The sequence below is a fragment of the Arthrobacter cavernae genome (assembly GCF_017368795.1).
Taxonomy (GTDB): Bacteria; Actinomycetota; Actinomycetes; order Actinomycetales; family Micrococcaceae; genus Arthrobacter; species Arthrobacter cavernae.
Genome location: NZ_JAFNLL010000021.1, coordinates 74088 through 100339, shown reverse-complemented (window position 1 = coordinate 100339; position 26252 = coordinate 74088). Strand labels below are relative to the sequence as shown.

General features: G+C 66.9%; 26 protein-coding genes. 17 read left to right on the top strand and 9 right to left on the bottom strand.

The window, feature by feature from the left end; all coding sequences use genetic code 11:
• The 3 genes from J1902_RS10315 to J1902_RS10305 form a co-directional block, all read left to right on the top strand.
• A partial coding sequence (locus tag J1902_RS10315) for an acyl-CoA dehydrogenase family protein (RefSeq protein ID WP_278253620.1) occupies positions 1-434 on the top strand: 434 nt, incomplete at its 5' end.
• A gap of 361 nt (positions 435-795) precedes the next feature.
• Positions 796-1416 carry a ferritin gene (locus tag J1902_RS10310; RefSeq protein ID WP_207616163.1) on the top strand — a complete coding sequence of 207 codons (621 nt, stop codon included), beginning with the start codon at positions 796-798 and terminating at the stop codon, positions 1414-1416.
• Between the two features lie 169 nt (positions 1417-1585).
• The gene (locus J1902_RS10305) at positions 1586-1972 is read left to right on the top strand and encodes a metal-sulfur cluster assembly factor (RefSeq protein ID WP_207616162.1); all 387 of its coding nucleotides are present in this window, start codon (positions 1586-1588) and stop codon (positions 1970-1972) included.
• 59 nt (positions 1973-2031) lie between these two features.
• Here J1902_RS10305 and J1902_RS10300 read toward each other — a convergent pair whose 3' ends face one another.
• Together J1902_RS10300 and ptsP are read right to left on the bottom strand one after the other, a co-directional pair.
• Positions 2032-2310 carry an HPr family phosphocarrier protein gene (locus J1902_RS10300; RefSeq protein WP_207616161.1) on the bottom strand — a complete coding sequence of 93 codons (279 nt, stop codon included), beginning with the start codon at positions 2308-2310 and terminating at the stop codon, positions 2032-2034.
• A gap of 33 nt (positions 2311-2343) precedes the next feature.
• Positions 2344-4029, bottom strand: coding sequence for a phosphoenolpyruvate--protein phosphotransferase (gene ptsP, locus J1902_RS10295; RefSeq protein ID WP_207616160.1), 1686 nt, complete (start codon positions 4027-4029; stop codon positions 2344-2346).
• A gap of 115 nt (positions 4030-4144) precedes the next feature.
• Here ptsP and J1902_RS10290 point away from each other — a divergent pair, with 115 nt between their 5' ends.
• From J1902_RS10290 to J1902_RS10280, 3 genes are read left to right on the top strand one after another with little or no spacing between them, the layout of a single operon-like run.
• On the top strand, positions 4145-4867 hold the full coding sequence (locus J1902_RS10290) for a TetR/AcrR family transcriptional regulator (protein WP_207616159.1): 723 nt from the start codon (positions 4145-4147) through the stop codon (positions 4865-4867).
• 58 nt (positions 4868-4925) lie between these two features.
• Complete coding sequence (locus J1902_RS10285; protein ID WP_207616158.1) at positions 4926-6941, top strand: PTS mannitol transporter subunit IICBA; 2016 nt, start codon at positions 4926-4928, stop codon at positions 6939-6941.
• Entirely contained in the window at positions 6941-8098 is a 1158-nt protein-coding gene (locus J1902_RS10280; protein ID WP_207616157.1) for a mannitol-1-phosphate 5-dehydrogenase, read from the top strand. Before J1902_RS10285 ends, J1902_RS10280 begins: the two co-directional genes overlap by 1 nt.
• 116 nt (positions 8099-8214) lie before the next feature.
• Here the strand turns inward: J1902_RS10280 and cycA are convergent, their stop codons facing one another.
• The 4 genes from cycA to rraA all read right to left on the bottom strand — a co-directional run bounded on the left by cycA (position 8215) and on the right by rraA (position 13898).
• Positions 8215-9675, bottom strand: coding sequence for a D-serine/D-alanine/glycine transporter (cycA, locus tag J1902_RS10275; RefSeq protein WP_207616156.1), 1461 nt, complete (start codon positions 9673-9675; stop codon positions 8215-8217).
• Positions 9676-9944: 269 nt separating this feature from the next.
• Positions 9945-11399: a sugar porter family MFS transporter gene (locus tag J1902_RS10270; protein ID WP_207616155.1), complete on the bottom strand. Its 1455-nt coding sequence runs from the start codon at positions 11397-11399 to the stop codon at positions 9945-9947.
• A 225-nt stretch (positions 11400-11624) separates the two neighbouring features.
• Positions 11625-13301, bottom strand: a complete 1677-nt coding sequence (locus tag J1902_RS10265) for an MDR family MFS transporter (protein ID WP_207616154.1) — start codon at positions 13299-13301, stop codon at positions 11625-11627.
• Between the two features lie 123 nt (positions 13302-13424).
• On the bottom strand, positions 13425-13898 hold the full coding sequence (rraA, locus tag J1902_RS10260; protein ID WP_207616153.1) for a ribonuclease E activity regulator RraA: 474 nt from the start codon (positions 13896-13898) through the stop codon (positions 13425-13427).
• 144 nt (positions 13899-14042) lie between these two features.
• Here rraA and J1902_RS10255 point away from each other — a divergent pair, with 144 nt between their 5' ends.
• The 6 genes from J1902_RS10255 to J1902_RS10230 all read left to right on the top strand — a co-directional run bounded on the left by J1902_RS10255 (position 14043) and on the right by J1902_RS10230 (position 20455).
• On the top strand, positions 14043-15350 hold the full coding sequence (locus tag J1902_RS10255; RefSeq protein ID WP_207616152.1) for an MFS transporter: 1308 nt from the start codon (positions 14043-14045) through the stop codon (positions 15348-15350).
• A gap of 157 nt (positions 15351-15507) precedes the next feature.
• Positions 15508-16113: a TetR/AcrR family transcriptional regulator gene (locus J1902_RS10250; RefSeq protein ID WP_207616151.1), complete on the top strand. Its 606-nt coding sequence runs from the start codon at positions 15508-15510 to the stop codon at positions 16111-16113.
• Between the two features lie 282 nt (positions 16114-16395).
• Complete coding sequence (locus J1902_RS10245) at positions 16396-17589, top strand: NAD(P)-dependent malic enzyme (protein WP_207616150.1); 1194 nt, start codon at positions 16396-16398, stop codon at positions 17587-17589.
• 92 nt (positions 17590-17681) lie between these two features.
• Positions 17682-18185 carry a DUF456 domain-containing protein gene (locus tag J1902_RS10240; protein ID WP_207616149.1) on the top strand — a complete coding sequence of 168 codons (504 nt, stop codon included), beginning with the start codon at positions 17682-17684 and terminating at the stop codon, positions 18183-18185.
• Between the two features lie 196 nt (positions 18186-18381).
• Positions 18382-19782 (top strand): sensor histidine kinase, encoded by a 1401-nt coding sequence (locus tag J1902_RS10235; RefSeq protein WP_207616148.1) that lies wholly within the window; start codon positions 18382-18384, stop codon positions 19780-19782.
• Positions 19754-20455 (top strand): response regulator, encoded by a 702-nt coding sequence (locus J1902_RS10230; RefSeq protein WP_207616147.1) that lies wholly within the window; start codon positions 19754-19756, stop codon positions 20453-20455. The genes J1902_RS10235 and J1902_RS10230 overlap by 29 nt, the downstream gene beginning before the upstream one ends.
• Positions 20456-20538: 83 nt before the next feature.
• On the opposite strand, the gene J1902_RS10225 is transcribed toward J1902_RS10230, so the two are convergent.
• A complete protein-coding gene (locus J1902_RS10225; protein WP_207616146.1) occupies positions 20539-21018 on the bottom strand; it encodes a DUF4383 domain-containing protein in 480 nt (159 codons plus the stop codon).
• A 158-nt stretch (positions 21019-21176) separates the two neighbouring features.
• Here J1902_RS10225 and J1902_RS10220 point away from each other — a divergent pair, with 158 nt between their 5' ends.
• The 3 genes from J1902_RS10220 to J1902_RS10210 all read left to right on the top strand — a co-directional run bounded on the left by J1902_RS10220 (position 21177) and on the right by J1902_RS10210 (position 23219).
• Entirely contained in the window at positions 21177-22148 is a 972-nt protein-coding gene (locus J1902_RS10220; protein WP_207616145.1) for a hypothetical protein, read from the top strand.
• Positions 22149-22431: 283 nt separating this feature from the next.
• Positions 22432-22752: an ArsR/SmtB family transcription factor gene (locus tag J1902_RS10215; RefSeq protein WP_207616171.1), complete on the top strand. Its 321-nt coding sequence runs from the start codon at positions 22432-22434 to the stop codon at positions 22750-22752.
• The gene (locus tag J1902_RS10210) at positions 22749-23219 is read left to right on the top strand and encodes an SRPBCC family protein (RefSeq protein WP_207616144.1); all 471 of its coding nucleotides are present in this window, start codon (positions 22749-22751) and stop codon (positions 23217-23219) included. Before J1902_RS10215 ends, J1902_RS10210 begins: the two co-directional genes overlap by 4 nt.
• Before the next feature lie 51 nt (positions 23220-23270).
• Here the strand turns inward: J1902_RS10210 and J1902_RS10205 are convergent, their stop codons facing one another.
• Positions 23271-23933, bottom strand: coding sequence for a LysE family translocator (locus J1902_RS10205; protein ID WP_207616143.1), 663 nt, complete (start codon positions 23931-23933; stop codon positions 23271-23273).
• 104 nt (positions 23934-24037) lie between these two features.
• On the opposite strand from J1902_RS10205, the gene J1902_RS10200 reads away from it, so the two are divergent.
• Positions 24038-24493 carry an Lrp/AsnC family transcriptional regulator gene (locus J1902_RS10200; RefSeq protein ID WP_207616142.1) on the top strand — a complete coding sequence of 152 codons (456 nt, stop codon included), beginning with the start codon at positions 24038-24040 and terminating at the stop codon, positions 24491-24493.
• Positions 24494-24513: 20 nt separating this feature from the next.
• Here J1902_RS10200 and J1902_RS10195 read toward each other — a convergent pair whose 3' ends face one another.
• Positions 24514-24972, bottom strand: coding sequence for an Lrp/AsnC family transcriptional regulator (locus J1902_RS10195; RefSeq protein WP_207616170.1), 459 nt, complete (start codon positions 24970-24972; stop codon positions 24514-24516).
• 356 nt (positions 24973-25328) lie between these two features.
• Between J1902_RS10195 and gluQRS the strand changes: the two genes are divergently transcribed.
• Positions 25329-26225 (top strand): tRNA glutamyl-Q(34) synthetase GluQRS, encoded by an 897-nt coding sequence (gene gluQRS, locus J1902_RS10190; protein ID WP_207616141.1) that lies wholly within the window; start codon positions 25329-25331, stop codon positions 26223-26225.
• The last annotated feature ends 27 nt before the right edge of the window (positions 26226-26252 follow it).

The window sequence follows — 26252 nt, the reverse complement described above, 5'->3', positions numbered from 1 at the left end:
CGACCCGGCTCGGGGTGGCGTGGTCCGCCGTCGGGCATGCCACGGCCTGCTACGAAACGGCGGTGCAGTACGCCGCCCAGCGCCGGCAGTTCGGCCGGCCCCTGGCCGCCTCGCAGATCGTGCAGGAACGCCTGGCCCGCATGCACTCGGAACTGGCCACCATGCAGTTCATGGTGATGCAGATGACCAGGCTGGACGAGGAAGGCGTGCTGACCCCCGCGCAGGCCTCGCTCGCCAAGTTCACCTGCACCCGCACGGCCCGCAGTATCGCCTCCAATGCCCGCGACCTGCTCGGCGGCAACGGCATCCTTCTGGCCAACCGCGTGGCCCGGCACTTTGCCGACATCGAGGGCATCCACACCTACGAGGGCACCGAGACCGTGCAGGCCCTGATCATCGGCCGCTCCATCACGGGAATCTCCGCCTTCGCCTGAGCCTCAGAGCCCGACGCTCTCTCACTTTCGTGAAGCAAGCGAGAGAGCGTCGGCTGGAATGGCGCCATAAGTGAGTTCCCCGTGGGTTCACGAAATCTGAAGCCCCGGTTGACAGGATCCCAAGCAGGGCGTCGAGGCTGAGGGCACCAATACGTTGTGCGGACACTGCTCGCGGCCGGGTCGGTCTGGGATGCCCAGCTCCTCGAGGACAAAGACGGGCAGCTGTCCGGGCCCCATGCCAAGGAACTTGGTATTGACCGTGGGGCGCCGGCGGAGGATTCTCATTCCAGGCGTCCTACGCCGGGGCGCCAAAGCCCTGTGCCCCAGTCCGAAACTCGTAACACGATCCGAGGAGATCCCGATGCCCACGTCTAAGTTCAACGAACTGCTGGCCCGCCAGGTCGGCAACGAGTTTGCAGCATCCCACCAATACATCGCCATTGCCGTCTGGTTCCACGGGCAGGACCTGCCCCAGCTGGCCAAGCACTTCTACCGTCAATCGCTGGAGGAACGAAACCACGCCATGATGATGGTCCGCTACATCCTGGACCGCGGACTGAAGATCGCGATCCCCGGCGTGGAACCTGTCCGGAACGACTTCAACAAGGTGGAGGAAGCGCTGGCCCTTTCCCTCGCCCAGGAACAGGAAGTCACCGAGAGCATCAAGGAACTCTTCGCCGCGGCCCGCTCGGAAAACGACGCTCTGGGCGAGCAGTTCATGCTCTGGTTCCTCAAGGAACAGGTCGAAGAGGTCGCCGCGATGACCACGCTGTTGAATATTGCCCGCCGCGCGGACAACCTCTTCGACATCGAAAACTTCCTCGCCCGTGAACGGGTCGGCGACCACGGACAGCATGGTGGCCACCATGGCGGTCATCACATACACGGCGTACACGGCGCACACGGCGGACACCACGGCGGCGGTTATGGTGGAGGGGCCCACGACTCCGGCGCGCCGGAAGCCGCCGGAGGGTCACTCTGATAACCCTCCTGTCGTCCGTTTCAGGCCATGCCGAGCTTAGGTAAGCCTTACCTTGCTATCCTAGGCAGTATCAAGATTTTGAAAGGACGGGTGAAGACACAGCCCGCCCCTCTTGTTCCACACGTCAGCGACCCTGGCCGTGTATCAGCTTGTCTGCATAGAGGGACCCATGACCGAGACTGAAATCAGTGCATCAAGGGCGATCAACCTCGAGCCTCCTCCCCTTAGGGATGTCCAAGTCGCCCTCAAGGACGTCGTTGACCCCGACCTGGGCGCGAACGTCGTCGATCTGGGGCTCCTCTATGGCCTTGAATACGGGGATAACAACGCACTGGTGATCACCATGACCCTGACCTCAGCCGCTTGCCCTTTGGCTGGGATGATCGAGGAGCAGGTCGGCAAGGCACTGAGCGGCATCGTCGGCAGATGGCAATTGAATTGGGTCTGGATGCCGCCATGGGGTCCCGATCGGATCACTGATGCCGGCCGTAACCAGATGCGCGCCTTGGGGCCTCCACCGTCAGCCACCACATGTTCTGAGGTCGGGAGATCGTGAAGTGGTTGGGCACCCAGCACGTTGCCCTACGACCTGCGGGATTCCAGGCAGAGAGGGTCCTACTCGGCGTCGAGGTCCGTTTCGAGCAGCGCGACCAGGGAGTCCAGGGCCGCATCGGCGCCGTCGCCCTCGGCCCGCAGCACCACGACGTCGCCCTTCGCCGCGCCGAGCGTCATGAGCGAGAGGATGCTGGCGGCGTCGAGCGCTTCCTCGGCCGGCTCGCCTACGCGGGCGATGGTCACCTCCACGGGTGACTCACCTGCGGCTTCGGCGAAGAGGGCGGCGGGGCGGGCGTGCAGGCCGGAGCGGCTGGCGATGGTGGCGGTGCGTTCGGGCATGGGTTTTCTCCTTGGTGTTGGGGTTGGAAGGGCCTAGAGCCCGAGCTCTTCGAGGATCGGCAGTTTGGCGCGGACCCAGTCGCGGGCCTCGGTGGCGCTCGGCGCGGACAGTGCCAGGCGGGCCAGATCCTGGGCCTGTTCCAGGGTGACGGTCTTGAGGACGGTCCCGACGGCGGCCAGCGAGCGGGCGGTCATCGACAGCGTGGACACGCCGAGTCCGGCGAGGACGACGGCGAGGGCCGGGTCCGCGGCTGCCTCGCCGCAGACGCCCACGGGCTTGCTGCTGCCTTCCTCGGCGGAGCCGGCGACGGTGAGCTGGACGAGGCGCAGCACGGCGGGCTGCCAGGGGGTGTTGAGTTCCGCGAGGGGGCCGAGCTGGCGGTCGGCGGCCATGGCGTACTGGGTGAGGTCGTTGGTGCCCAGCGACGCGAAGCCGACCTCGGCCAGCACGGTGGCGGCGGTCAGGGCGGCCGAAGGGACCTCCACCATGACGCCCGGGGTCTTGATGCCGGCCGCGGCACAGAGCTGGGCGAAGCGCGCGGCTTCGGCTGCCGTCGAGATCATGGGGGCCATGACCCAGACGTCGGCCTCGGAACCGGCTGCCGCCAAAGCAATCGCTTCGAGCTGGCGCTCCAGCACGCCCGGGGTGGTGAAGTCGGTGCGGTAGCCGCGCACGCCCAGGGCAGGGTTGGGTTCGGTGGCGTCCGTGAGGAACGGGAGGGGCTTGTCCGCGCCGGCGTCGAGCGTTCGGAGCACCACCTTCTTGCCGGGGAACGCGTCGAACACGGCCTTGTACGCGGCGGTCTGCTCCTCCACGGTGGGTTCCGTATCCCGTTCCAGGAAGCAGAATTCGGTGCGGAACAGGCCAACACCCTGGGCGCCGAGCGCCGCGGCGGCAACCGCGTCCTTGGCCCCGCCCACATTGGCGAGCAGCGGCACCAGGTGCCCGTCCGCCGTCGTGCCGTTTCCGTCGAAGACCGCCAGCGTCGCGGCGTTCTCGACCCAGGCAAGAGCGGCGGCGCGCTGCTCGACCGTGGGGCCAACCGTGATGCTGCCGGCCGCACCGTCAACATAAACCTCGGTCCCATCCACCACGGAATCCACGCCGTGCGCCGCGACCACCGCGGGCAGGCCCAGGGAACGGGCAATGATGGCGGTGTGCGACTGCGGCCCGCCGCCGGAGGTCACCAGCGCGAGCACGACGGCGGGATCCAAGGTGGCCGTGTCCGCGGGGGCCAGGTCCTCGGCCACCAGGATGAACGGCGTTTCGGAGGAAGGGATCCCCGGGGCCGGGACGCCGCGGAGTTCGGCGACGATGCGGGCGCGGACGTCCAGGACATCCGTGGCACGCTCGGCCATGTAGCCGCCCAGGTTGTGCAGCATCTCAGCTACGGATGCGCCGGCTTCCCAGGTGGCGCGCTCGGCCGAGGTGCCCGCGTTGATCAGCTTGCCGGCGGCCTTGAGCAGCATGGGGTCCTTGGCCATCAGGGCGGTGGCCTCCAGGACCGCCTTGCCGTCCCCGCTGGCCCGCTCCGCCCGCGCCTTGAGTTCGTCGTGGACGGCCCTGGCCGCGGTTTTCAGGCCCGCGACGGCGTCTTCCGCCGTCGTGTTGGCGGCCAGGCGCTCGCCCGACGGCGGTTCACTGACTGGCCTGGGCATCTGGCGGATGGTGCCGATGATGCGGCCGGGGCTGACGCCCACTCCCTGGAAATTCTGCATTGAATCCTCTGTCCCTGCTCTTGGTCGGACCTGCCGGCTGCGGCGCCTCGAGGTCCAAAAAAATCCCCTGTGACTGACTTCATATAGCGTTGCTATAGGTGCTAGGGTAGCGGTTATGAGTTTCGATGACCAGCTTCCGCCCAAGATCCGGCTGCTCCGTGCGGCAGCCGAACTGCTGGCGAATTCGGACGGGTTACCGGTCTCTACGCGACAGATCACCAAACTTGCCGGGGTCACGGCCCCCACGCTCTACCACCACTTCGGCGACAAGGAGGGGCTGTTCGACGCCGTCGTTGCGGCCGGCTTCGAGGAGTACGTGGCGGGGGAGCGCGACTTTGCGCCTTCGGGAGAACCCCTGGAGGACATCCGGCGGATGTGGGACAACCACGTCCAGTTCGGCCTGACCCAGCCGCACCTCTACCTGGTGATGTTCGGCAACATCCGTCCTGAAAGCCGCCCGGCCATCGTGGCTGATGCCGAGGCGCTTCTGGAGGAGATGCTCAACAAGGCCGCCATTGCCGGCCTGATCAACGTGCCGCCGCGGGAGGCGGCCAGAAGCATCCTTGCGGCCAATGTGGGCGTCACGCTCATGCTGATCGCAGATCCGGTGGAAGACAGGAACCTCGAGCTCTCAACGATGACCCGGGACTCCATGATCTTCGCCATCTCCACGGAAAAAACCCGTGGCGCCGCGGCCGACGACTCCGGCAAATCGTCGGTGGTTGTAGCGGCAATCGCCCTGAATGCGGCCCTCCAGGCCTCGCATTCGGACCAACTTTCCAGTTCGGAGCTGAAACTCTTCCTCGAGTGGCTGCACCGCATCTCCAGCAGTTCCTAGTCTGCTGGTCGACTTTGACTGATTCCGCACAGCTGCGGGACCCACGTTAGGAATTCACATGGCAACAGAGACAGTTGCGAAGCCGCGCACCAGCCTGCGCGTAGGTATCCAAAAGTTCGGGACGTTCCTGTCCGGCATGATCATGCCCAACATCGGGGCATTCATTGCCTGGGGCCTGATCACGGCCCTGTTCATCGAGAAGGGCTGGATCCCGGTTCCGGCCTTGGGCGGCTTCGGCACCAATGCCGCCGGTGACCCCAACGTCGGGCTCGTCGGACCCATGATCACCTACCTGTTGCCACTGCTGATCGCCTACACGGGCGGCAAGATGGTCTACGACGTCCGCGGCGGCGTGGTGGGCGCCATCGGCACCATGGGTGTCATTGTGGGTGCCGGCATCCCGATGTTCATCGGCGCCATGATCATGGGCCCCCTCGGCGGCTGGACCATGAAGAAGATCGACCTCCTGTGGGAGGGGAAAATCCGCCCGGGCTTCGAGATGCTGGTCAACAACTTCTCCGCCGGCATCTGGGGTGCGCTGCTGGCCATGCTGGGCTTCTACGGCATCTCCCCGCTGGTCCAGGCCTTCAGCACCGGCGCCGGCAACGTGGTCCAGTTCCTGGTCAACAACGGCCTGCTGCCGCTCACCAGCATTTTCATCGAGCCCGCCAAGGTGCTGTTCCTGAACAACGCCATCAACCACGGTGTGCTGACCCCGCTGGGCATCCAGCAATCGCTGGAGCAGGGCAAGTCCATCCTGTTCCTGCTCGAGGCCAACCCCGGCCCCGGCCTGGGCATCCTGCTCGCGTACATGTTCTTCGGCCGGGGTGTGGCCAAGGCCTCAGCTTCCGGCGCGGCCATCATCCACGCCCTCGGTGGCATCCACGAAATCTACTTCCCGTACGTCCTGATGCGCCCCATGCTGATCCTGGCCTCGATTGCCGGTGGCATGACGGGAATTGCAACACTGGCCGTCACCAACTCCGGCCTCGTCGCTCCGGCGGCACCAGGCTCGATCATCGCCGTGCTCGCCCAGACCTCCCGCGACAGCTACGTCGGCGTGATCCTCGCCGTGGTGCTCGCCACGGCGGTTTCCTTCCTGGTGGCGTCCGTGATCCTGAAGACCACCAAGCACAGCGATGAGGGCGACCTCAACGCCGCCACCTCCAAGATGGAAGCCATGAAGGGCAAGAAGAGCTCCGTCTCCTCCACCCTGACAGGTGTCGGCACCGCGGTGCTGGCCGGACCCATCAAGAACATCGTGTTTGCCTGCGACGCCGGCATGGGCTCCAGCGCCATGGGCGCCTCGGTGCTGCGCAACAAGATCAAGGCGGCCGGTTTCCCGGACGTCAAGGTCACCAATGCGGCGATCGCCAGCCTCAGCGACACCTATGACGTCGTCATCACGCACCAGGACCTCACCGAACGTGCCCAGCCGGTCACCGCCAGCGCCATGCACTTCTCCGTGGACAACTTCATGAACAGCCCGCGGTACGACGAGATCGTCGAGCTCGTGAAGAGCAGCAACACCGAGGAAATTACGACGGCGGAGCCCGCTGCCGCGCCGGCAGTCACCCATGGTGCGCATGCCGCTGAGCCCGCTGCCGCCGTCGGGCCGGCCGCCGCGCCCGCCGCCGGGGCCAAGGGCGTCCTCCTCGCCGAAAGCGTGGTCCTCAACGGCACCGCCACGGACCGCGATGGCGCGATCGACGAAGCCGGCAAGCTACTGCTGGACCGCGGTGCGGTGGACATCAGCTACGTGCACGCCATGCACGAACGCGAGGAATCCGTCTCCACCTACATGGGCAGCTTCCTGGCGATCCCGCACGGCACCAACGCCGCCAAGGACCACATCATGCACTCGGCCGTGTCGATCGTCCGCTACCCGCAGGGCATCGACTGGAACGGCAAGCAGGTCAAGTTCGTCGTCGGCGTGGCCGGCATCAACAACGAGCACCTCCACATCCTGTCCTCCATCGCCAAGATCTTCACCAACAAGGCCCAGGTGGCCCAGCTTGAGGAAGCCGGCACGGTCGAGGAAGTGCTGGATCTGTTCGGAAAGGTCAACGCATAGTGAAGGCAGTCCATTTTGGGGCCGGGAACATCGGCAGGGGCTTCGTGGGCCTGTTGCTGCACGAGGCCGGGTACGAGGTGGTGTTCGCCGACGTCGCGGACGCCCTGATCAGCCAGCTCGCCGCAGCGGACAGCTACGAGGTCCATGAGGTGGGCGAGAACCCGGCGGTGAAGACCGTCTCCGGTTTCCGTGCCCTCAACTCGGGCACCGAGGAGGCAGCCGTCGTTGCCGAAATCGCGACGGCGGATGTGGTCACCACCGCAGTGGGGCCGCACATCCTCAAGTTCGTGGCTCCCGTGATTGCGCGCGGCCTGGCCGGCCGTTCGCCGTCGCTGCCGCCCCTGCAGATCATGGCCTGTGAGAACGCCATCAACGCCACTGACCTGCTTCACCTGGAAATCCGTGGTGCGTGGGACGCCGGTGCCGGCGAGGGGGCGGGCAAACTCGACGCCGTCGCGGTGTTCGCGAACACCGCTGTGGACCGGATCGTCCCCAACCAGGCGCCGGGCCAGGGCCTGGACGTCACCGTGGAGACGTTCTACGAGTGGGTCATCGACCGCACGCCGTTCGACGGCAAGGCGCCCGTGATTCCCGGGGCAACGTTCGTGGACGAGCTCGGCCCGTACATCGAGCGCAAGCTGTTCACGGTCAACACGGGCCACGCTTCGGCCGCCTACTTCGGCTACGCTGCCGGCCTGGAGAAGATCTCCGACGCCATGGCCGATTCCGGGGTCGCGGCGAAGGTCCGGGCCGTGCTGGAGGAGACCAAGCAACTGCTGGTGGCCAAGCACGGCTTCGTGGAGGCCGAACAGGAGGCGTACGTGCAGAAGATCCTGTCCCGCTTCACCAACCCGCACCTGGCGGACACCGTGAACCGGGTGGGCCGGGCCCCGCTGCGCAAGCTGGGCCGGCACGAACGGTTCATCGGCCCGGCCGCGGAACTGGCCGAACGCGGCGTCACGCCCGTGGCCCTGCTCGAGGCCATGGCTGCCGCCCTGCGCTTCGACGACGGCGCGGACGACGAAGCCGTGGAACTCGCCCGGATGCTTGCCGAAATGGACTCCGCCGAGGCCGTGGAACGCATCACCGAACTGCCGCCCGCGCACCCGCTGTTCGCCCAGGTGCAGAAGCTGATCGAGGACCGCAAGGCCGAATAGCCAGACGCTCTCTCACCTTTGGGGCCTTCTGGCCAGACGCTCTCCCACTTGCATCAAGAAAGCCCGACGTCGGCACTCACGGTGAGTGCCGACGTCGGGCTTTAACTTCTGGTGGGTTAGCGCGCTGCCGCGGTTTCGGATTCGGCCATGGCCTTCCACTCGGCCACGCGGGCCTGGTGAAGCGGGGACTTGCGGACCACGGCGTAGGCCACGCCCAGGATCGCGAACCAGATGGGCGTCACCAGCAGCGCCGTGAGCGTGTCCGGCTGCGTGGTCAGGGCCCAGATCAGGAAGGCGAAGAACGCGAAGACCACCCAGATCATCGGGATGCCGCCGGGCATCTTGAACGGCGAGGCCTGGTGCTGCTCGGGGCGGCGCTTGCGGTACACGAGGTAGCTGGCCAGGATGATGGACCAGACGAACATGAAGCAGACCGCGGACACGGTGGTGACCATGTCGAACGCCGCTCCGATGTCCTTGCCCGCGTAGAGCAGCACGACGCCGGCCAGCAGCAGCACGCAGGACAGGAACAGGGCGTTCTGCGGAACCTTGCGGCTGGACAGGCGGCCGAACAGCTTGGGGGCGTCGCCGTCGTTCGCCAGTCCGAACACCATGCGCGAGGTGGAGTAGATGCCGGAGTTGGCCGAGGACATCGCCGAGGTCAGGACCACCAGGTTGACCACCATGGCGGCCATGCCCAGGCCGGCCAGGGAGAACATGCCGATGAAGGGGCTGTGGCCTGCCTTGAATTCGGTCCACGGGGTGACGGACATCAGGATGATGAGGGCGCCTACGTAGAAGAGCATGACGCGCAGCGGGATCGCGTTGATGGCGCGCGGCAGGTTGTGCTCCGGGTTCTTGGTTTCGGCCGCGGCGGTGCCCACGAGCTCAATGCCCACGAACGCGAACACGGCGATCTGGAAGCCGGCCACGAAGCCCATGAACTCCTTGGGGAAGAAGCCGCCGTGGCTCCACAGGTTGGTGAAGCTTGCAGTTCCCGCGGAGGACTGGAAACCGGTGAAGATCATCACGAGGCCCACGGCGATCAGCGCCACGATGGCCACGATTTTGATGAGCGCGAACCAGAACTCGGTCTCGCCGAAGGCCTTGACCGTGGGCAGGTTCAGCAGGAGCAGGATGGCGATGGTGGCGATCCCCGGGATCCAGAGGGGGATGCCAGGCATGAGCTCGTTGGCGTAGCCCGCGATCGCGATGACGTCGGCAACGCCCGTGACCACCCAGCAGAACCAGTAGGTCCAGCCCGTGAAGAAGCCGGCCCAGGGGCCCAGGAGGTCGCCCGCAAAATCGCTGAAGGACTTGTAGTTCAGGTTGGAAAGCAGGAGCTGGCCCATGGCGCGCATGACGAAGAACAGCATGAAGCCGATGATCATGTATACGAAGATCACGGAGGGCCCGGCCACGGAAATGGTCTTGCCCGAGCCCATGAACAGGCCCGTTCCAATGGCGCCGCCGATGGCCAGGAGCTGGATGTGGCGGTTGCTCAGCGAGCGTGACAGGTGGGGCTCGCTGTCCCGGCTTGAGGCAGTGCGCTGCCCCGTTGTTGTCTGTTCGGACATGTTCTTGAATCCTTCGTGTGATTCGCCGTAATGGTGACCCGGCTAACAAATCGGCTAGTCCAAGGTAACTCTAAGCATTCAAAAAACTGTGATTGAACGTTTAACAGTGAATTCATGAAGGAGAATTTTTCGGCCGCCCGAGGCCGCCCGCGGGGCCCGTTTCATGCTGGCGGCCACCCAGCTGAGTCGCAGCAGGTGTCGTTATGAGCGCTCATAACGACACCTGCTGCTACTTACTTGGGGGTGGTGGGAAGCTACTTGTGGGCCACCTACTTGGAGGCCAGTGCGGCCACCTTGGCGCCCTTGGGCACGAACAGTGTCTCGGCCTGCTCCAGCGACATGCCGTTCGTTTCCGGCACCTTGAACACGACAAAGAAGAACGACGCCGCCGCGAACAGTGCGTACATGGCGTATGTCAGCGGGAGCGAACCGGCGGCCATGACCGGGAAGCTCAGGGTGATGACGAAGTTCGCGATCCACTGCGCGGCCGCTGCCAGCCCCAGGGCCCGGGCGCGGATGCGGGAGGGGAAGATCTCGCCTAGGAGCACCCAGACCAGCGGGCCCCAGGAGGCGCCGAAGCTGACCACGAAGACGTTCGCGGCGACGAGCGCTACCGGACCCCAGGCACCGGGCAGGGAAATCTCGGACCCCGTGCCAACCGAGGAGGAGAAGGCCAGGGCCATGGCACCCAGCGAGGCGGCCATGCCGATAGAACCTGCCAAGAGGATGGGGCGGCGGCCGATCCGGTCCACGAGGGCGATCGCCACGAGGGTCACCAGGATGTTGGTGACGGAGGTGGCCACGGAAATGGCCAGCGAATCCTGCTCGTGGAAGCCCACGGCCTTCCACAGCGTGGTGGAGTAGTAGAAGATCACGTTGATGCCCACGAACTGCTGCAGCACGGACAGGATGATGCCGATCCACACCACGGTCTGCAGTCCGAAGGTCTTCCCGCGCAGGGAGCCCTTCTTGGAGGAGAGCTGGTCCTGCTCGATCGATTCGCGGATTTCCCGGATGTGCCGTTCGGTGTCGTCGCCGGGCATGAGCGTGTCGAAGACCTTGCGGGCGGCGTCCTCCTTGCCGTTCAGGACCAGGAAGTGCGGGGATTCCGGAAGCCGGAACGCGATCCAGCCGTAGATGCCGGCCGGGAGGGCGCAGGCGATGAACATCCAGCGCCAGGCTTCGATGCCCAGCCAGAACGGCTGGTCCGCGCTGCCCGCCGAGGTGGCCAGGACGGCGTCGGACAGCAGCGCCGCAAAGATGCCCGTGGTGATGGCGAGCTGCTGCAGCGACGCGAGGCGGCCGCGCACGTGCCGCGGGGAGATTTCGGAAATATAGGCCGGCGCAATGACCGACGCCAGGCCGATGCCGAGCCCGCCCACCAGGCGCCACGCGATCAGGTCCCACACGCCGAACGCCAGGCCGGTGCCCACGGCGCTGACCAGGAAGAGCAGGGCCCCCAACTTCATGGCGGGGATGCGGCCGTACTTGTCGGCGACCTTCCCGGCCAGGTAGGCGCCGGCGGCGCAGCCGAGCAGCGCCACCGCCACCGCGAAGCCCGTAACGGCCTCGCTCATCAGGAACTCGTCCTTCATCGCATCCACGGCGCCGTTGACCACGGAGGAGTCGAAGCCAAACAGGAATCCGCCCACCGCGCCAGCGACGGCAAGGCCGATCACCTTGCGGGGTACCGGGGGCAGGCCTTCGGAGCTGGAATTGGACATGGGTCTCCCTTGGGGATGGGGGGTGGGTTGCTGCGGTGCGGACGTCGTCGGCAGTTCCGACGGGACGCCGGTGCACTCGCGCTAAACAGTGTGGCATGTCATAAGAAGAAAGATCCAGCCAACGTGACGTGCATGACATGCATTCACTCTGTTAACACAAGATCACCATAGATCAGCGGAATGCTCAGACCACCTATTCCATGTGCGTTCAGGACTTGAAGCCAACTAGTGCGCGGGCACGGACACGGTGTCTGTGTCCTTCGGGGCCGCCTTCGCAGCCTCAGCCGGGTCCGTGAGCTTCTTGTTCGGCAGCGCGAAGCTGATCAGGAACGCGAGGAGCGTCAGCGCCGCTGCGGTGAGCATGACGGCGTCGATCGCCTGGGCGAAACCCTCCGTGATGGGCCGCGTGAGCACCGGGTTGGCCGAATGCAGCCAGCTGGTGTCGTTCAGCGACTCGTTGTTGGCGCCGTTCTTGAAGAAGTCGTACAGCTTGGCGTTGGCGGGGTCCGCGGCCACGGCCGGGTCGCGCAGCACGGCCTGGTAGTCCGGGCTCACGGCGGCGGCCTTCATGCCCTCGGCGATCTTGTCCGCGGCCAGGCTGAACAGCATGGAGATGAACACGGCGGTTCCCGCGGCGCCGCCCATGGAACGGAAGAACGCCGCGGAGGAGGTGCCCACGCCCATGTCCCTCGGCGGCACCGAAACCTGCATGGCCAGGGTGAGCGGCTGCATGCAGAAGCCCAGGCCCATGCCGAAGAACACGGCGATCAGGCCGGGAACCCAGAGCCCGGTGTCCACGCCCAGGGACAGGCCCATGACGACGGCGGCGGCCGTCAGGATGGCCGTGCCGAGGATCGGGAAGATCCGGTAGGTGCCCGACGCCGAGATGGTGCGGCCCGCGGTGATCGAGCCGAACAGGATGCCCACGGTGAAGGTGATCATCATCAGGCCGGCCTCGGTGGGGGTGAGGCCCTTGACCAGCTGCAGGTACATGGGCAGCATCGCGATGGCGCCGAACATGCCGATGCCGATGATGAAGTTCAGCAGCGAGGACAGGCCGAACGTGATGTTGGTGAAGAGCCGCAGCGGGATCAGCGCGTAGTCGCCGGCACGCTTTTCGGCCAGCAGGAACCAGACGATGCCGGTCACGCCCAGGCCGTAGCAAAGGAAGGAATTCAGCGAGGTAAAGCCCCAGCTGCGTCCCTGTTCGGCCACAAGCAGCAAGGGAACAATGGCCAGCGTGATCGCGGCCGCGCCCCAGTAGTCGATCTTCTGCTTCACGTGCCGCGCGGGCAGGTGCAGGTAGAGGAACACGACGGCGAGGGCCGCCAGGCCGATGGGCAGGTTGATGAAGAAGACCCAGCGCCAGCCGTCGAAGCCCAGGATGGTGGAGGTGCCCGCGAAGGCACCGCCGACCACGGGCCCCAGCACGGAGGAGATGCCGAAAACGGACATGAAGTAGCCCTGGTACTTGGCCCGGTCCTTCAGCGCCACGATGTCGCCGATGATCGTCAGAGCGAGGGCCAGCAGGCCGCCGGCGCCCATGCCCTGGATACCGCGGGCAATGGCGAGCTCGGTCATCGAGTGCACCGAGCCGGCGTACAGCGAACCGCCCAGGAAGATGAGGATGGCGGCCAGGTACAGCGGGCGGCGGCCGAAGATGTCGCTCAGCTTGCCGTACAGCGGCGTGGTCACCGTGGACGTGATGAGGTAGGCGGTGGTGGCCCAGGCCTGCAGGGACAGGCCGTCGAGGTCGTTGGCGATCGTGTAGATGGACGTCGAGACGATGGTCTGGTCCAGGGAGGACAGGAACATGCCGAGCATGAGGCCCACCATGACCGTGAGTGTCTGACGGTGCGTCAGGACCTCGCCGGCGGCCCGCATGGGCGTGGTTTTGGACATTGTTTCTCCAAGCGGTGGCAAAAGTAGGGATGAGCAGGATAGTTGCTTTCAGTAACTATCCTGCTCCCTCATTCATTCCCTCCCGCAGAAAGAATTTTCCCAGCCCCCGCCCGACGCCGCCTGTCAGCGCTCCACAAGTACGCCGTCGGGATCGCAGTAGATCATGACGCCGGGCTGGATGTGCACGCCGTCGATCACCACTTGGACGTCCACCTCGCCCACGCCGGTCTTGGCGCTCTTCTTGGGGTTGCTGCCCAGCGCCTTGACGCCCAGCGGCAGCTTGGCGATGGCCTCGCGGTCGCGGATGGCGCCGTTGATCACGACGCCGGCCCAGCCGTTCGCCACGGCGCTCTCGGCAATCATGTCCCCCATGAGGGCCGTGCGCACCGACCCCTGGCCGTCCACCACCAGCACGGCGCCCTCGCCGGGCGTGCCGAGGACCGCCTTCACCAGGGCGTTGTCCTCGAAGCACTTCACCGTGCGGACGGGGCCGTTGAAGTGGCTGTTGCCGCCCAGGTTCTGAAACTGGATGGCGATCGATTCGACTTCTTCGCCGCGCTCGTCATAGAGGTCGGCGGTGTTGATTTGCGTGCTCAAAATGGTTCTCCTCGCTCGGATATGGCCACCCTAAACCCTGCGGCCGGGCGCCGCCTTGTCAAAGGTCTCTGTGACAAGGATGGACGGGCCCTTCCCAGCCCGCCTAGGCTGGCTGCAGACGCATCGAACCAAGGGGAGCGCACCATGGCCCTATCCGAACCGTCCGGTCCGGTACCGGAGCCTGCCGGACTCCGGAAAACCCCGACGACGACGGCGCTCGCCGAGCCCGTTGACCGTGTCCGCGCACTGTGGGTCACCGGAGTGGTGCTCGTCAACCTGGGCATCAACGCTGCGTTCTTCGGGCCCATCCAGGTGCTGCTGGGGCAGCAGGCCGCGCACTTCGACGAAGGCCAGAAGGAAGCCATCCTGGCCCTCGTCACGGGCGCCGGAGCCGCGGTCTCCCTCGTGGCCAACCCTCTCTTCGGCGCGTTCAGTGACCGGACCACCTCCCGCTTCGGCCGCCGCGTTCCGTGGGTGGTGTTCGGTGCCGTCCTGGGTGCGGTGGCCCTCGTGGGGCTGGCCGGCGCACCCAACGTTGCCGTCATGACGCTCCTGTGGTGCCTGGTCCAGGCCGGCTGCAACGGGGCCTACGCCGCCATCACGGCGGCGATTCCGGACCGGGTTCCGGTGCCGCAGCGCGGAATCGTGGGCGGCCTGGCCGCCATGGGCCAGACCGTGGGCATCCTGCTCGGTGCGGTGATCGCCGCAGCCGTGGCCGGAAACTTTGCCGCCGGCTACCTGGTCTGCGCGGCGGCGCTGATTGCCGGCGTCGTGCTGTACTTCTTCAAGAACGACGACGATCCTCTGCCCTCGCAGGCCCGTCCGCCCTTCAGCCTGGCAGGGTTCTTCAAGGGATTCTGGGTTTCCCCGGCCAAGTATCCGGACTTCGGCTGGGCCTGGCTGACGCGCCTGCTGGTCAACATCGGCAACCACATGGTCACCCTGTACCTGCTGTTCTTCCTCAGCGATGCCGTCCATCTCAAGGAGACCGAGGGCATCGAACCCGCGTTCGGCGTCCTGATCTTGACGGGAATCTATGCGGTCATGGTGATCGTCACGAGCGTCCTGGGCGGATCGCTGAGCGACCGCATGGGCAAGCGGAAGCCGCTGGTCATCACGTCCTCCGTGGTCATCGCCGTCGCCTCGCTCATCCTGGGGTTCGCTCCCACCTGGGCCGGAGCGCTCGCGGGCGCCACCGTGCTGGGCATCGGCTTCGGGGCGTACCTGGCCGTGGACTTTGCGCTGATCACCCAGGTCCTGCCGACCGCCCTGGACCGCGGCCGGGACCTGGGTGTCATCAACGTGGCCAATTCCCTGCCGCAGGTGGTGGCGCCGCTGATCGCCTTCCCGTTCGTGGCGTACTGGGGCGGCTACGTCTCGCTCTACGTGGCCGCAGCGGTGATCGGACTGCTGGGCGCGGTGTTAGTGGTGAAGATCAAGAGCGTGGCGTAGGGCTGCGGTCCTCAGGAACCGGAGCCTTCCGGGAAACCGGGGCCCTTTCAGGAAACTGACATATTGCTGCCGTATCATTGTCACGGTCGGCTGGCTGTGTGGTCCTGGGGAACCCGGCAGCCGCTTCCCTGCAAGCCCTCCCAAGAGATCGCCGGAAATGTCCGAATCGTATTCCCTGGAACCGTACTCCCTTGATCTGGCCGCCGGATTGCCGCACATGGCCGCAGCCCCCACCGCCCCGCGCCAGCAGCTGCGCTACGCCCGGATCCTGAAGACCGCGGCAGGGTTCGCGCAGCGCCGCTTCGATACGCTCAGCCTGTCCGACGTCGCCGCGAGGGCCGATGTCCCGCTCGGCACGCTCTACCGCTACTTCCCCTCCACGGCCCACCTCATGCTGGCCGTCTACCGTCAGCAGCTGCGTGAGCTCCGGGACGGCGGCCGGCCCGGCCCTTCGCGCGGCCGGCAGCATGTGCTGACGAGCCTTGTCATGGAGATCTTCCACCTGCGCGTCATGCAGCCCGGCGTGGAGTACTGCCTGATCCGCCCTTACACCAGCAAGGACGGGGACACTGCGGCGTTGCTGCGGGAGATTGATGGACTTGCGGAGGAAGTGGTCACTGCCGCAACCGACGACGCCGGCAAGGCCCGGATCCTGCTGCATCTGGTCAGTGGTCTGGTCCAGTCCGTCCGCTGCCGCCGGTTGTCGCTGTTCGAGGCCGAGCAGGACCTCAAGCGGGCCTGCAGCCTGCTGGTGGAGTCCTAAACTTTTTCGTAACTGGTCTAGACCGCCGAGGCAATAAGTCGGCTTTTTTGTCCCATTTAAGTCATATTTAAATTTGGATGAACGTTTAACTCTCGAATCGTCTTGCTTTGTATGGAATCAGTACGTATGCGGCGGCTGCCTACGATGGCGAAACCGAAGCGGCTAGCAGCCCATTCCTGCAGACGATTCACCGAACAGGCCAGCCACCCTTGGCCATCGGCGGATTCCTGCCCTTGCCGTATTGATGCCGTGGGTCCACGGCTAGCCTGAGGAGACAAAGACGTGTCCATTGAGACAATCCCCGCCGAAACCGAATCCGCCCTTGTCCTGAGCGACGAGGAAATCTTCGACGCCCACGTGGGCGGCAAGCTGACGATTTCCAGCACCGTTCCGCTGAACAACAAGCGCGACCTCTCCATTGCGTATACCCCGGGCGTTGCCCAGGTCAGCCGCGCCATCCACGCGAACCCGGAGCTCGCCCGCACCCACACCTGGGCCGAGCGCCTGGTGGTGGTGGTCAGCGACGGCACCGCCGTCCTCGGACTGGGCGACATCGGCCCCAGCGCATCCCTGCCCGTCATGGAGGGCAAGTCCGCCCTGTTCAAGACCTTCGGCGACTTGGACTCCATCCCGCTGGTGCTCAACACCACCAACGTGGACGAAATCATCGAGACCCTGGTCCGCCTGCGCCCGAGCTTCGGCGCCGTGAACCTCGAGGACATCTCGGCTCCCCGTTGCTTCGAACTCGAAGAGCGACTCATCGAAGCCCTCGACTGCCCCGTCATGCACGACGACCAGCACGGCACCGCCGTCGTGGTCCTCGCGGCCCTGACGAACGCCGCCAAGGTGACCAAGCGCGAGCTTGAAGGCCTGAAGGTGGTCGTCTCCGGCGCGGGTGCCGCCGGCATCGCCGTCGCCGAGATCCTGCTGACCGCCGGCGTCAAGGACGTCATCCTGCTCGACTCCAAGGGCGCCATCAACGCCGAACGCGCCGACATCGCCGCCGATCCCGCCAGCAAGAAGGCGCAGATGGCCCAGCGCAGCAACCCGCGCGGCATCTCCGGCGGCCCGGGCGAGGCCCTCCTCGGCGCCGACGTCTTCGTCGGCGTCTCCTCCTCCAAGCTGGACGAAGAGCACCTGAAGCTGATGAACCACAGCTCCATCGTGTTCGCCCTGTCCAACCCGGACCCGGAAGTCCTGCCCGAGGTCGCCGCCAAGTACGCCGCCGTGGTTGCCACCGGCCGCAGCGACTTCCCGAACCAGATCAACAACGTCCTCGCGTTCCCGGGCATCTTCCGCGGCGCCCTCGACGCCGGCGCCCGCCGCATCACGCCGGCCATGAAGATCGCCGCAGCCCGTGCCATCGCCGCGCTGGCCGAGGAAGACCTCGCCGCGGACTACATCGTGCCCAGCCCCCTGGACGCACGCGTGGCCCCGGCCGTGACCGCGGCAGTTGCCGCCGCCGCAGCCGAGTAACCACCGCATCAGCCGACGACGGCGACGCCTCCCGTGCTGGGGAGCGTCGCCGTCGTTCTTTGCTTAAGGCGCCGGACCTAGACTGGGGGGCTATGAACGCCGAGACCATCGTGACCATCCTCTGCGGCCTGGCCATCCTGGTGGGCGTGGCGGGAACCATCGTTCCGGTCCTCCCCGGCAGCATCCTCATCGGGCTGAGCCTGCTGGCGTGGGCCATCTGGGGCGGGGCCGGCGCGGGCGGCTGGGTGGTGTTCGGCGTCGGCCTGGCCTTCGTCCTGGCCGGCATGGCCGCGAGCGCCGTCCTCACGGGCCGCAAGCTCAAGCAGCACAGCATTCCCAACCGATCGGTGCTCGCGGGGCTGGTCCTCGGCGTCGTCGGGATGTTCATCATCCCCGTGGTGGGGCTGCTCGTGGGCTTCGCCGGCGGGCTCCTGGCCAGTGAAGTCCTGCGTACGCGCGACTTCACCAAGGCGCTGACCTCGAGCGCCGCCGCCCTGAAGGCAACGGGCCTGGGCATCCTGGTGGAGTTCGGCCTGGCCTGCCTTGCCGCGAGCACATGGGTCATCGGGGTGTGGGTGGCCGCGGTCAGCGGCTGAAGCTCCCCGGGCCGCCTTCATCCAGCAGATCAGGCGACGTCTGGGCCTGCGACCCCGCCGGAACTGCTGGATCAATCAGTGGAAGCAGGCCCGGCGCTGGCTTGAGGGATGAATCCGCTGGCTCCGGGGTGGAGATCGGGCGCCGGCGCCCGGCACCGGCCCTTTCGTGTCGGTGCCCGTGGATAGGGTGGCTGACATGGAACAGACACTGAAACTTGTACGGCAATGGGGCGCCCCCGTGGCGGCCGTCGTTTTCTTCGCGCTGTGGATGGGCCCATACTACGGCCTCTACGGCAGCTTCCTCACGGACCAAGGCAGGATCCCGGCCGTCGTTGCGATCTCGCTGGCCATCGCCGTGTCGGTTCGTTGGCCGGCCGTCTCGCTTGGCATCGTCGGGGCGCTTCTGGCGCTGCTGTCCTTCAGGATTCTGGGCCCGATGGCTGCGGTCGCAGTCCAGTGGCAGATCTTTATCGGCGTCTTTGTCGCCTTGGGCTTCATGATGTGGACGGCGTCGACACGGTGGCGGACTATTGCCGTCGCGGCGAACATCGTCTTCGCCGCAGTGTTCGCCTATCTGGTTCTGTCCCGAAGCTATGGCATGGGCGGGGGCTGGATGTGGGTCCACGCACTTCCACAGAAGACCATGGTCAGCTACTGGTGGCTGTGCTTCGCGGTGCTCCTCCTCATCGCCGCGGGTTGCGCATCCGTCGGCATCGCCCTGCGGCTGTATGAGGAACGGGGCAGCCTTTCCGTGGCGCGCAATCTTGCCCAGGCGAGCCTCAAGGAAACCGAAATCGAGCTCGTCGTCGAACAGGAACGCACCCGGATCGCCCGCGACCTCCACGACGTCCTGGCCCACTCGCTCGCCGTCATCGCCGCCCAGGCTGACGGCACCCGCTATCTCAGCCAGGACCAGCCCAAGGCCGTGCTCGACGCCCTGGAAAACATCGCGGTGTCCGCTCGCCATGCCCTCGTGGACGCGCAGCGTGTCATCGAGGGAGTGCGCGACGACGGCCTGGTCGCCCCGCAGCCCCGGCTCACCGACGTCGGGCCGCTCATTGAGCGGATGCGCCAGGGCAGCCTCAAAGTCCAGCACAGCGAGACCGGCAAGCCGGTGGACCTTGGCGGGGGGCAGCAGCTGGCCGTCTTCCGGATCGTCCAGGAATGCCTCACGAACGCCCTCAAGCACGGCGGCCGGGGCACCGCGGTGCGGCTGCATCTCGACTGGAGCGGCCCGGGCCTGACCCTGCATGTTGCCTCCGCGCTGCCGGCGTCCGCTTCAATTGGGGGATCGGACGACGGCGGTTCGGCGGCACGCGTGGGGCGCGGCATCCCGGGCATGCGCGAACGCGCGCACCTGGCCGGCGGCTGGCTCACCTCGGGCCCGGACGGCGAGCAGTTCCGCGTCACGGTGTTCATTCCCTACGGTTCGCATGCGGCATCGCGCTCGGCGGAGGAGGCGGCTGACAAGGAAGCGGGCCTGGCGGGCGCCGCAGCTGCGGGCGCCGCACTCACAGAAGCGGCACCAACTGCGCCGGCGCTCGCTGCCGCGGCGCCGCCGTCGGGCCATGAACTGGAAGGTGCCGGGCGTGGCTGAAGCCCCAGCGCCCATCACGGTTGCGCTGGTGGATGACCAGCCGCTGTTCAGGGCCGGCATCCGGATGATGGTGCAGAGCCAGGCGGACATGGCCTTGGCCTGGGAGGCCGACGACGGCGGGCAGGCGGTGGCGCTTGCCGCCCAGGACCGGCCCGACGTCCTGCTGATGGACCTGCGCATGCCCGTGATGGACGGCGTCACGGCCACCCGGCACATCACCGAGGAAGCGGACGCGGCAGGCGTGGACAAGCCCCGGATCATCGCCTTGACCACCTTCAACCGCGACCAGGCCGTGGTGGAAGCCGTCCAGGCCGGCGCCAGCGGATACCTGCTCAAGAGCGCCGAGCCGGAGTTCCTGCTGGCCGCCATCCGCACCGTGTATTCGGGCTATTCGGTGATTGCGCCCGGCTCCGTGCACGAGCTCTTCCAGCATGCAGCCAGGACAGTCCCCGTGGCCGGCCCGGACCTGGCCGTGCTCGAGGTACTCTCGCCCCGCGAGCGCGATGTCTTCCTGCTCGCGGCCAAGGGACTGGGCAACGGCGAGATGGCGGAGAGCCTCTTCGTTTCCGAGGCCACGGTCAAGACCCACCTGCGCAGCGTTCTGGCAAAGCTGGGTGTCCGAAGCCGGCTGCAGCTGGTGGCCTTCGCATACGAGCACCGGCTGCTGGGCTAGGAGTCTGGCCGGCACACGGCGCGGCGGCCGTCCCCGCGAAGGGGGCGTCCGCCGTCGTCGTTCTCCCTGAAGAGTGGGGAACCCTACTTGGCCCGCCTCTTCGCCTCCCCCACGGCATCCCGTCCGAGCCACAGGCCCACGCCGATCATGGCAACGCCTAGAGCCATGTGCAGCCAGTTGTCCGCGGTGTTGAACGGGACGAAGTTCGCCATCGTGCCCATTGTTCCCATTTCGAGGACGAGGCCGTAGATCCACAGGGCCAGGTATACGGCGCCGCCGCCGATCAGGAACAGGCGGGCCATCTTGCCGGTCCTGGCCATTGCCAGGCCTGCCGCGCCGAACAGGAGGTGGACGATGTTGTGGAGCACGGAGACTTGGAAGACTCCAAGCAGCATGGCGCCGGACTCTTGTCCCGCAAACGTCATGGCGCTGTAGTTGGTGGTGATGCCCGGAATGAACCCCAGGACGCCTACCGCCAGAAATACCCAACCCACGATCATGGTGGCGTTGTGGAGCGTCAGCCCCATCATGTGGTGCTGGGCCGGATGCGAAGCGGTGGTCATATGTCCTCCCTTTCACGCTGGTTGCCGGTTCTTCTGATGGAGAACCGGCCTGGCGGCAAGGAGTCGCAAGGAATCCTTGCCGACGAGCACATCCTACTCCTGAAATGAGCCCGTGAGCAGGGGAGGGGTGCCCCGGCGCCGGGGGCTAGCATGGGTTCATGAATGATGGCCTGGGCGGCGGCGCGCCGGTGCCGGTCTACCATGACGCCCGCGATCTGACGCCGTTCCGCGACGGGCACGTCCGCACTCCCGTGCGGGGGCTCGCCGACGGCGTCGGAGGGATGATCAGCGGAGTCCTCGGCGGACGCGATCCGGGCAGGATCGGAGTCGAGGGGGAGGTTCCGCGGCTCAAGCGGCTCGCGGGGCAGCCCGCCAAGGCAGTGCACAGCGCCGTCTTCACCAGTACCGCGCCGGACCGCCTCATCACGCTGGCCCGCGCGTATCCGGGCTGGTCGGGGCTGTGCCATGTGATGGCCGGCCTCCTCGTATACAAGCACGGCGGGTACCTGCGCGCCTCCGAGCTGCTGCGCCGCGGCCTGACCACCAGGATCGACGACGCCGCGAGCCAGTTCTCGGCCAGCTACCTTGGCCAGGTGGTCACCCGGGTCGAGGTCGCCGAACGGATCGAAGTACCTGTGCTGTTCAGCGAGGAATCGGTGTTCCTGGCGCTCGCGCACAGCCTGCGGGAGATGGGCCGGGCGGAAGCCGCGCTGGACGCCGTCGCCGGCCTGCCGCCGTCGTTGCCCGCAGCCCTGGCGCGCTGCACCGCAGCCGCCTCGCTCGGCCGGCACGCCGACGTCGTCGCCTGGACCGGGGGACTGCTCAACGCGGACGACCTCGCCGCCGCCCTGCTCCTCATCCGGGCGCGCTCGCTGCGGGCCCTGGGGTACTACGACGACGCGCAGGCCGCACTCAAGGAGGTCCTGCGGCGGCGCAAGACCAGCCTGGCCCTGCGCAACGACGCCGTCACGGACCGCACCCTCCTGGCCCTGGACGTGGGCCGCCGCACGCTCACCCCGCGCTCGCGGCGCCAGATGCCGGCGGAGCTCGAGACCCTGGAAGTGATCCGCAAGGACGCCGAGATGCGCCGGCTGTGGGAACAGGACTGGAAGCAGCTCGGCGGCGACTGACGCCCGCCCAGCGGCCCGGCCTGCCCGTCCCTGCCCCGCTCGGCCCGTCCCTGCCGGTCCCCGCCACCCTGCCCCGCTCGGCCCGTCCCGCCCCGCCCTGCTGGACGCTCTCTCACTTTTGCGGCGTTTTTGGCGGACGCTCTCTCAGATCTGCCTCCCAAATACCCTTGCCCCGACAAGCGCAGGGGCGTAGTCTCTTGATCAACCAATAGGTTGATCAAGAAGTTAGTTGATTACGAAGACGGGCAGGACCGTGGACCAGGACACTCTCGACAAAGCCTTCATGGCGCTGGCCGACCCGGTGCGCCGGGCCATCGTGGCCAGGCTCTCGCGGGGCGACGCCACGGTCAACGAGCTCGCCGAACCCTTCGCCATCACCAAGCAGGCCGTCTCCAAGCACATCCAGGTCCTCGAACACGCCGGCCTGGTCACGCGCTCACGGGATGCCCAGCGCCGTCCCGTCCATCTGGACGCCGCGGCCCTGGAGGAATTGACGGCCTGGATCGACCAATACCGGCTGATCGCGGAGAGCCGCTTCCGCCGTCTCGACGCCCTCCTGGAAACCATCGAAAACACCGAGGAGAAGAAAGAGGAAGAACAATGAGCAATCCAACAACCATCACCTCCGAGCCCGGCGTCCCGTTCGTGGAGACCATCCGCGAATTCGACGCCCCGGTGGACGCCGTCTACCGCGCCCATGTTGAGCCCGAGCTGCTCGCCAAATGGCTCGGGCCCCGCCGGGACGCCGTGAAGGGCATCGAATACGACACAAGGGTGGGTGGCCGATGGAGCTTCGGCGCCGCCAGCAGCGACGGGTACGAGTTCACCTTCAGCGGAGTCTTCCACACCGTGGAGCCGCAGAAGCTGCTGATCATGACGTTCGAGTTCTCCGGCGCCCCCGGCCAGGTGGGAATCGGCGCCACCACGTTCGAGGACCTCGGCGGCCGCACCCGGATCTCCATCCATGACGTCTACCCTTCAGTGGAAGCCCGCGACATGGCCGTGGCCAGCGGCATGGACTCGGGCGTCATCGAGGGCTACGAGCGGCTGGACGACCTGCTGGCCGGCTGAGGTATCTGAGAGGGGATCACCTGGAAACGCTTCAAAGGTGAGAGAGGATCGTCAGGAAACGCCCCAAAGGTGAGAGAGCGTCTGGAGGTGCGGGAGGAGCTGTTCCGCCAGCAGCACCGCACCCAGGCCCACCATGATGATGCCGCTGGACAACGTCACCACCCGCGCCGCCGACGGCCGGGACTGCAGCAGCTTCCGCGAGGCCAGGGCCACTGCCGTGTAGACCACGGCCACCAGCAGGACGAACGTCAGCCCCAGGAGGCCCGACTGCACCGGGACCGGCAGCGCCGCTTCGGGGCTGACGAACTGCGGCACCAGCGCCACGAAGAACAGCAGGCCCTTGGGGTTGATGCCGCTGGTGCCCATGCCCTGGAAGAAGGTGCGGAGCTGGTTTGCGGGCTGCCCGACGGCGTCGTCCGCACTGAAGCTGGCCCCCCGCCAGGAGCGGATGGTGCCCGCGCCCAGCCAGAGCAGGTAGCCCGCGCCGGCCAGGGTGAGCCAGCCGAGCAGTCCCGGAACACCGGCGAGCAGGGCCGCCAGTCCCGCAGCCATGAGGAGGGTGTGCACCACGTAGCCGCTGCACAGTCCGGCCACCGCGGGCACGAAGCTGCGCTGCCGCAGGCCGGCCGCAATCGAATATGCCCAGTCGACGCCCGGGGTGCAGGCCAGCGTGGCTGCGACAAGCATGAAGGCGAGGAATAGCTGCGGATTCAAGGGTGGCTCCCGGGTAGTGGTGACAAGGAAAACTCTAGGGAAAATCGCCCCATAAGTGTTCCCTGATTTAGCCCTGAATCCGGCAGTTTGGGTAAGATAATTGCGTGGTTGATGGAATAGACAGAAGTATTTTGCGCTACCTCAAAGAGGACGGCAGGATGACTGCCACGGCGCTGGCCGGCAAGGTGGGTTTGACCGTGGCACCCTGCCACCGGCGGCTGCGCGATCTCGAGACATCCGGGGTGATCCGGGGGTACCGCGCAGACATCGATCCCGCCGCCGTCGGGCTCGGTTTCGAGGCGATCGTGTTCGTGACGCTGCGCCAGGTGGACCGTGCCATCCTGGCCGCTTTCGAGGCGCGGGTGGCGGCGATGCCGAATGTGGTGGAGGCGCAGCGGCTTTTCGGCGCGCCGGACTACCTGCTGAAGGTCATTGCCGCGGACCTGCCCGCGTACCAGCGCTTCTACGACGACGAGCTCGCGGCGCTTCCCGGCGTCGAGCGCCTGACCTCAACGCTGGTGATGAAGAACCTGAAATCGAACACCGGCCCGCCGGTGTAGGTGCCTAAGCGGGCGGCGGCTCAGCCCTGCAGCAGCCCCGTGGTCCGGTAGGGGATGACCTCGCGCAGGAACATGCTGGTGGAGGTCCGCACGATTCCCGGGCACAGGCGGATTTCCTCGGAGACCCGGTAGAGGTCGTCCGGGCTGGTGGCCACCACGCGGATGATGAGGTCGGTTTCGCCGGCCGGGGCGTGGCATTCGAGGACTTCCGGGATCTCGCGCAGGGCGGCAATCGCCTCGTTGAGGCGGCTCTGGTCCAGTTCCGCGCTGACGGCGGCCGCCACGCCCCGGCCCAGTGCCGAGGGCAGTACCCTGCTGCTGTTCGGCCGCAGCGCCCCCGACGCCGTCATCCGCTCCAGCCGGGACTGGACGGTGCCGCGCGCGAGATGCAGCTTCTGGGCCAGGGCCATGATGGGTACCCTGGGGTCCTCGTCGAGGGCTGCGAGGATGCGGCGGTCGGTCGCGTCGAGTTCCTGCAAAGTGACCACTTCCTGTCCAGCAATTCATTGAAAATTAGTCAGAATGACTACTAATGCTCATGTCTGTTGCACCTACTGTATGTCTCCTGCTCAAATAGTGGCAACGAAGCAGGGCGAGGCCACCGCCGGAACCCCGCAGGCTACAGGCCCCCGGCACACCACCCGGTTTCCTGGACAGGTTTCCCGCAAGGAAGCTGCCGCTGATTGACTCTTGTTCACGCACTGTCATTCCGCACCTGCCCGGATCGTCGGGCCGCACTCCAAGAGCCCCTGAGCCACCGAACGTTGCGGTAGCTGAGGGGCTCTTGCGTTGCCCGCGAAATCCCCAAGTAGGCCGCGCCGCATAGGCTGGAGCCATGACTTCCGCAGGCCGCTTCGCCCCGAGCCCCTCAGGCGAGCTGCACGTCGGCAATCTGCGCACGGCCATCCTGGCCTGGCTTTTTGCCCGGTCCACCGGCCGCGACTTCCTGCTGCGCGTCGACGACCTGGACCGCGCCCGGGCCGGCGCCGAGGCCGGGCAGCTCCGCGATCTGCAGGCCGTCGGCGTTGGCTGGGACGCCGCCGTCGTGCGCCAGACGGACCGCGCCGCACTCTATGCGGAAGCCATCGGACGGCTCACCGACGCCGGCCTCACCTACGAGTGCTTCTGCACGCGGCGCGAGATCCAGGACGCGCCGTCGGCCCCGCATGCGCCGCAGGGCGCGTACCCCGGGACCTGCCGCCGGCTGGACGCCGCCGAACTCGAAATCCGCCGGGCCTCCCGCCCCGCCGCGGTCCGGCTGCGCTCCGAAGCCGGCGAATGGACGGTGCAGGACCGGCTTCACGGACCCTTCACCGGCGTGGTGGACGACTTCGTGCTCCGGCGCAATGACGGCGTCACCGCCTACAACCTGGCCGTGGTGGTGGACGACGCCGAACAGGGGATCGACCAGGTGGTCCGCGGCGACGACCTCTTGTCCTCCACACTGCGGCAGGCGTACCTCGCCTCCCTGCTGGGCCTGCCGGTGCCGGAATACGCGCACGTGCCGCTCGTGGTGAACCACGACGGCGCGCGGCTGGCCAAGCGCGACGGCGCGGTGACGCTCGCGGACCTCGCCGCCGTCGGGCTGTCCGCGGAGGCCGTCCGGGACCTGATCCTCGGATCGCTGGGACTGCCCGACGGGCCGCTGGACAACGCGCTCGCCGCGTTTGATCCGGCCGGGATTCCGCGCGTGCCGTGGGTCTGGCAGGGAGCCGGCCGCGCACGGCACTGAGCGGACTTAAAGCACACGCCGCCGCCC

Bases quoted from the DNA above. Each gene is read 5' to 3' on its own strand.
- J1902_RS10310 (WP_207616163.1), top strand. From the start codon at position 796: ATGCCCACGTCTAAGTTCAACGAACTGCTGGCCCGCCAGGTCGGCAAC.
- J1902_RS10305 (WP_207616162.1), top strand. From the start codon at position 1,586: ATGACCGAGACTGAAATCAGTGCATCAAGGGCGATCAACCTCGAGCCT.
- J1902_RS10300 (WP_207616161.1), bottom strand. From the start codon at position 2,310: ATGCCCGAACGCACCGCCACCATCGCCAGCCGCTCCGGCCTGCACGCC.
- ptsP (WP_207616160.1), bottom strand. From the start codon at position 4,029: ATGCAGAATTTCCAGGGAGTGGGCGTCAGCCCCGGCCGCATCATCGGC.
- J1902_RS10290 (WP_207616159.1), top strand. From the start codon at position 4,145: ATGAGTTTCGATGACCAGCTTCCGCCCAAGATCCGGCTGCTCCGTGCG.
- J1902_RS10285 (WP_207616158.1), top strand. From the start codon at position 4,926: ATGGCAACAGAGACAGTTGCGAAGCCGCGCACCAGCCTGCGCGTAGGT.
- cycA (WP_207616156.1), bottom strand. From the start codon at position 9,675: ATGTCCGAACAGACAACAACGGGGCAGCGCACTGCCTCAAGCCGGGAC.
- J1902_RS10270 (WP_207616155.1), bottom strand. From the start codon at position 11,399: ATGTCCAATTCCAGCTCCGAAGGCCTGCCCCCGGTACCCCGCAAGGTG.
- J1902_RS10265 (WP_207616154.1), bottom strand. From the start codon at position 13,301: ATGTCCAAAACCACGCCCATGCGGGCCGCCGGCGAGGTCCTGACGCAC.
- J1902_RS10255 (WP_207616152.1), top strand. From the start codon at position 14,043: ATGGCCCTATCCGAACCGTCCGGTCCGGTACCGGAGCCTGCCGGACTC.
- J1902_RS10250 (WP_207616151.1), top strand. From the start codon at position 15,508: ATGTCCGAATCGTATTCCCTGGAACCGTACTCCCTTGATCTGGCCGCC.
- J1902_RS10240 (WP_207616149.1), top strand. From the start codon at position 17,682: ATGAACGCCGAGACCATCGTGACCATCCTCTGCGGCCTGGCCATCCTG.
- J1902_RS10235 (WP_207616148.1), top strand. From the start codon at position 18,382: ATGGAACAGACACTGAAACTTGTACGGCAATGGGGCGCCCCCGTGGCG.
- J1902_RS10230 (WP_207616147.1), top strand. From the start codon at position 19,754: ATGAACTGGAAGGTGCCGGGCGTGGCTGAAGCCCCAGCGCCCATCACG.
- J1902_RS10225 (WP_207616146.1), bottom strand. From the start codon at position 21,018: ATGACCACCGCTTCGCATCCGGCCCAGCACCACATGATGGGGCTGACG.
- J1902_RS10220 (WP_207616145.1), top strand. From the start codon at position 21,177: ATGAATGATGGCCTGGGCGGCGGCGCGCCGGTGCCGGTCTACCATGAC.
- J1902_RS10215 (WP_207616171.1), top strand. From the start codon at position 22,432: ATGGCGCTGGCCGACCCGGTGCGCCGGGCCATCGTGGCCAGGCTCTCG.
- J1902_RS10210 (WP_207616144.1), top strand. From the start codon at position 22,749: ATGAGCAATCCAACAACCATCACCTCCGAGCCCGGCGTCCCGTTCGTG.
- gluQRS (WP_207616141.1), top strand. From the start codon at position 25,329: ATGACTTCCGCAGGCCGCTTCGCCCCGAGCCCCTCAGGCGAGCTGCAC.